Annotated in this window: 4 protein-coding genes and 1 tRNA gene; all 5 read left to right on the top strand. The window is 68.5% G+C overall.

Features of this window, described 5'->3' with window-relative positions:
* Window positions 1-288 precede the first annotated feature (288 nt).
* The 5 genes from WBA11_RS09155 to WBA11_RS09135 all read left to right on the top strand — a co-directional run bounded on the left by WBA11_RS09155 (window position 289) and on the right by WBA11_RS09135 (window position 5,315).
* A tRNA-Gln gene (locus WBA11_RS09155) sits at window positions 289-360 on the top strand.
* 49 nt (window positions 361-409) lie between these two features.
* On the top strand, window positions 410-1,396 hold the full coding sequence (locus WBA11_RS09150; protein WP_424520392.1) for a ribose-phosphate diphosphokinase: 987 nt from the start codon (window positions 410-412) through the stop codon (window positions 1,394-1,396).
* A gap of 89 nt (window positions 1,397-1,485) precedes the next feature.
* On the top strand, window positions 1,486-2,133 hold the full coding sequence (locus WBA11_RS09145; RefSeq protein WP_424520391.1) for a 50S ribosomal protein L25: 648 nt from the start codon (window positions 1,486-1,488) through the stop codon (window positions 2,131-2,133).
* 187 nt (window positions 2,134-2,320) lie between these two features.
* On the top strand, window positions 2,321-3,001 hold the full coding sequence (gene pth, locus WBA11_RS09140) for an aminoacyl-tRNA hydrolase (protein WP_424520390.1): 681 nt from the start codon (window positions 2,321-2,323) through the stop codon (window positions 2,999-3,001).
* A gap of 40 nt (window positions 3,002-3,041) precedes the next feature.
* Window positions 3,042-5,315, top strand: coding sequence for a sodium-translocating pyrophosphatase (locus WBA11_RS09135; RefSeq protein WP_424520389.1), 2,274 nt, complete (start codon window positions 3,042-3,044; stop codon window positions 5,313-5,315).
* Window positions 5,316-5,412: the final 97 nt, after the last annotated feature.

Below are 5,412 nucleotides of genomic sequence, written 5' to 3'. Positions count from 1 at the left end.
GTGACCGGGAGGTGCTCTTGGTCATGGGACGCGTCCGTCTCGTCGAATACTGAGCGAACCAGGTCCAGTCCAGCGTACGGTCCCAGGCCTCCCAGGACCCCTATCGCAGACCTCTCATCGGGCGAGGGAGCCCCGTGAAGCGCGGTTAGAGCAGGATCGAGGTCGGGCACAGGGAGAGGAGAAGCGAGAGAGAGTCGGACGAGGGCGTTGACCGGCCCGCGCGTTGACGCCTAGTTTGGAGCATCGGACCGACGGCCGCCTACGCGCGTGCCCCGGCCCGGTGCCGTCTGCCCGATGGTGTAATCGGCAACACAGCAGGTTTTGGTCCTGTTATTGGGGGTTCGAGTCCTCCTCGGGCAACGAAACGCCGTCCTCGAGGACGGCCCTTCCTGGCTTCTCCCCTGCTGCCGTGGCGAACGACCTTCCTGTCTCGATCTTCGCCGGCCGCTCGGTCCCCGCTCTCGCTCGAGGAATCGCCGACGCCGGCGGGTGGAACTTGGGCGACGTCACGCTGCGCGACTTCTCCGACGGCGAGATCTACGTCCGCTACGAGGAGTCGATCCGGGGCACGGACCTGTTCATCGTCCAGTCGACGCCGCCGCCGGCCGAGCATTGGATGGAGCTGTTCCTGATGATCGACGCGGCCCGGCGCGCGTCGGCGGCTCGGATCACAGCGGTGATCCCGTACTTCGGCTACGCCCGCCAGGATCGGAAGGACCAGCCCCGCGTGAGCATCGCGGCGCGGATGATCGCGAAGATGTTGCAGGACGCCGGCGTCGACCGCGTGCTGACGATGGACCTGCACGCGGCCCAGATCCAGGGCTTCTTCGACATTCCCGTCGATCACTTGTACGGCTCGGCCGTGTTCGAGCAGTGGCTCGACGACAACACCCTGGCCGGATCGGTCGGCGGTGACGGGCTGCCGGACGTGGCCGCGTTCCGCAACAACCTGGTCGTCGTGGCGCCGGACGTCGGGGCCTCGAAGATCGCCCGCGCCTACGCCAAGAGGTTGGGCGCCGGACTCGCGCTGATCGACAAGCGCCGGCCGGAGGCGAACGTGGCCGAGGTCATGAACATCATCGGCGACGTCGACGGCCGGAACTGCTTGCTGATCGACGACCTGTGCGACACGGCCGGCACGCTGTCGTCGGGTGCCCAGGCGTTGCATGACGCGGGCGCCCTCGATGTGCAGGCGTTCTGCACGCACCCGTTGCTCTCCGGACCCGCCGTCGACCGGATCGAGGCGAGCCCGCTCAGCCGCGTCATCGTGACGGACTCTGTCCCGCTGCAGCGAGCGAGCGACAAGATCGAGGTCATCTCGGTCGCTCCTCTCTTCGCCGAGTCGATCACGCGCATCGGATCCGACGAGTCGATCTCGACGCTCTTCGTCGATTAGTCGCTGAGTCGGGGGCGAGGGTTTCCGAGTTTTCGAGGTCTGACCGCCCGGCCGCGCCGGAACACCAAACAGAACTCGGAACTCTAGTTATGCAGTCCATTACGCTCGACGTCCAGCCGCGCGAGACCGGCAAGAAGGAGACCAAGGCCGTCCGGAAGGCCGGCTTGGTCCCCTGCGTCCTCTACGGCTCCAACACGGAGCCCGTCACGTTCGCCGTCGAGACGCTCGCGCTCCGGCCGCTCATCTTTACGACGGAGACCTACCGCGTCGGCATCAGCGCCGGCGGTGAGGAGCACGAGGCGATCCTCAAGCAGGTCGACTACCACCCCGTCACGGACGCCCCGATCCACGTCGACTTCCTGGCCCTGACGGCCGGCGAGCTGTTGACGATGACGATCCCGATCCGTCTCGAGGGCACGCCGCGCGGCGTCAAGGCCGGTGGCATCCTGTCGCAGTCGATCAACGACCTGGAGATCCGGGCCCTCCCGAAGGACATCCCGGGCCACGTCACGCTCGAGGTCACGTCCCTCGAGGTCGGCGAGTCGCTCCACGTGTCCGAGCTCTCGCTCGGCGACGACGTGGAGGTCCTGACCGACCCCGCCCGGACCATCGCGTCGGTGACCGCACCGCGCGCACTCGTCGAGGCCGACGAAGAGGAGGTCCTGGAGGAGGGCGCCGAGGCGCTCACCACCGAGGAGGGCGACGCGCCGGCCGAGGGCGGCGACGACGAGGCGTAGCCCGCTCGTCCTCGAGGGCGCGTGCCAACCTCGAGGCCGTAACAGATAGATCGAGCCCCACGTGGATGGCCAGGCCATCCACGTGGGGTCTCTCGTTTCGGCGTCGTGCGACGTCGAAGGCAAGAGCGAAAGGGCAAGCGGCTCTACCCACCGCTTGCCCCTCCTCCGTGCCTCTTCCCTCCCCACCATGTCCTGGCTCTCGCGACTCCTCCGACTCACGCCGCCCGGTCCGGCGCTCTCGGCCTCGAAGCTGATCGTCGGCCTGGGCAACCCCGGGCCGGACTACGACGGGACGCGACACAACGCCGGCTTCGAGGTCGTGGACCGGCTCGCCGCGATGCTGGGCGCCGACCTCGAGGACGAGGCGGCCCGGTCGTTCGTGACCGAGGCGACCGTCCCACCCGACCTCGATGGGTCCGACCTCGAGGACGGAACTCGCAGGGCGGACCTCGAGGGCGAGAGCTTGGTCGTCGCGATCGCCAAGCCCCTGACGTTTATGAACCGGAGTGGCCAGGCCGTCGTGGCCCTCCTGGACCGGTACGGCCTCGAGGCCGAGGACCTGCTCGTCGTCTACGACGACCTCGCGCTCCCCATCGGCGCGCTGCGTCTGCGGGGGAAGGGCTCGCACGGGGGCCACAACGGCATCCGCGACGTCATCGACCGCCTAGGCTCCACCGAGTTTCCCCGGTTGCGCGTGGGGGTGGGAAATAGCTTCCCCCCCGGTGGCCAGGTCGACTTCGTCCTGTCCCCGTTCGACGACGACGAGCGTCCGGCCTTCCAAGCCGCCCTCGAGGACGCGGCCCAGGCCGCGATCACGGTCGCGCGAGACGGGCTGACCACCGCCATGAACCGGCACAACCGCCGCTGACGCCCATTCGGGCTCTGACTTCCCGATCACCCATCACCCAATGGACTCGAACCTTATCGCGCTGCTCGTCCCTCTCTCGGGGATTCTCGCGCTCGCTTACGCCTTCACTCGCAGCCGCTGGGTCAACGCCCAGGCCGTCGGCACCGACCGGATGGCCGAGATCGCCAACGACATTCAGGAGGGCGCCAACGCCTTCTTGCGCCGCGAGTACCGCGTGCTCGCCGTCTTCGTCTTGGTCGTGGCCGCGCTCCTGCTGCTCGCCAACTTGGGCCGCGCCGACTCGTCGCCGCTCATCGCCGCGTCGTTCATCGTGGGCGCGTTCTGCTCCGGCCTGGCCGGCTTTTTCGGCATGCGCGTCGCCACCAAGGCGAACGTCCGCACCACGAACGCTGCTCGGACCTCGCTCGGCGAGGCGCTCAACGTGGCGTTCTCCGGCGGATTGGTCATGGGCCTGTCCGTCGTTGGCTTGGGGCTCCTGGGTCTCGGGTCGTTGTTCGTCTTGTACACGGGGCTGTTCGACGGCGGCGCGGCTGGCTTGGACGGCTTGGAGTTGACGCGCGTCCTGAACGTGCTCGCCGGCTTCTCGCTCGGCGCGTCCTCGATCGCGCTCTTCGCGCGCGTCGGCGGCGGCATCTACACCAAGGCCGCCGACGTCGGTGCGGACTTGGCCGGCAAGGTCTACGAGGGCATCCCGGAGGACGACCCGCGCAACCCGGCCACCATCGCTGACAACGTCGGTGACAACGTCGGTGACGTCGCGGGCATGGGCGCCGACCTGTTCGAGTCCTACGTCGGCTCGATCATCGGCGCGATGGTTCTCGGTGGCGCGTTCCTGATCCCGCTCGAGGGCGCGGGCGGATTGGCGCTCGGCGCCGTCCTACTGCCGCTCGTGTTGGCAGCCGTCGGCATCATCGTCTCGATCCTGGGATCGTTCTTCGTCAAGGTCAAGGAGGGCGGTAACCCGCAGCGCGCGCTCAACATCGGCGAGTTCGGTGCGGCCGGCGTCATGGCGGCGCTCGCAGCCGTGATCATCCTGTGGCTGATCCCAGGTGAGTTCACGGCGACCACGCCGATCGTCGGCACGTTCACGTACTCCGCGTGGGGCGTCATCTTCGCCGTCTGGATCGGCTTAGCTGCCGGCACCGCGATCGGTCTCATCACCGAGTACTACACGGCGACGCACACCAAGCCGGTGACCGACATCGCCCGCGCGTCGGTGACGGGCGCCGCGACCAACATCATCGCAGGCCTGGGCGTCGGCATGTACTCGACGGGCTTGCCGACGATCGTACTCGCGCTCGCCATCATCGGCGCGTTCTCGTTCGCCGGCCTCTACGGCATCGCGATCGCGGCCTTGGGCATGCTGTCCGTCACGGGCATCCAGCTCGCCGTCGACGCCTACGGCCCGATCTCGGACAACGCCGGCGGCATCGCTGAGATGGCCGAGCTCCCCCCGGAGGTGAGGGAGCGGACCGACCTGCTGGACGCGGTCGGCAACACGACGGCGGCCATCGGCAAGGGCTTCGCGATCGGCTCGGCGGCGTTGACGGCGCTCGCGTTGTTCGCGGCGTTCATGCAGCAGGCCGGCATCGAGGCCATCAATGTGGCCGACCCCCGCATCCTGGCCGGCGTCCTGGTCGGGGGCATGCTTCCGTTCGTGTTCTCGGCCATGGCGATGAACGCGGTCGGCCGCGCGGCTGGCGACATGATCAAGGAGGTCGGCCGTCAGTTCGCCGAGATCCCCGGTCTCCGCGAGGGAACGGCCAAGGCCGACCACGCGCGCTGCGTCGACATCTCGACGAAGGCCGCGCTCCGGGAGATGATCCTGCCGGGCGTCCTGGCCGTCGCCGTTCCGGTCGCGGTCGGGTTCTACGACAAGAACATGCTGGGCGGCCTGTTGGTCGGCGTGACGGTCACGGGTGTCCTGATGGCCATCTTCCAGTCCAACGCCGGTGGCGCCTGGGACAACGCGAAAAAGCGCATCGAGGGCGGCGTCGAGTTCGACGGCGTCAAGTACGGCAAGGGCTCGGACGTCCACAACGCGGCCGTCGTCGGTGACACCGTCGGTGACCCGCTCAAGGACACGTCCGGCCCGTCGCTAAACATCCTGGTCAAGCTGATCTCGGTCGTGGCGCTCGTCATCGCCCCGCTGATCGCGGGCACGGGCTCGGCCGACCTCGAGGTCCTCGACCTCGAGGAGACGACGCTCGACAGCGCCGGCCCCGGCATCATGACGGCCGACGACGATGACGACGCGGTCGAGCTGACCCCGGACGTCGACCTCGAGGCCGACACCGACCTCGACGGTCAGTAAACCTCGACTTCGTCCAGTTTGCAGCGCCCGGCCTCCCTCGAGGCCGGGCGCGTTTGTTCGTGGTCGTCCTCGAGGGCAGCGCGCCGAGCCGCCGCCG

Source organism: Rubrivirga sp., from assembly GCF_049648075.1.
Classification (GTDB): Bacteria; Bacteroidota; Rhodothermia; order Rhodothermales; family Rubricoccaceae; genus Rubrivirga.
Note: the sequence above shows the minus strand (reverse complement) of the source record. Positions and strands in the feature narration are given on the sequence as shown.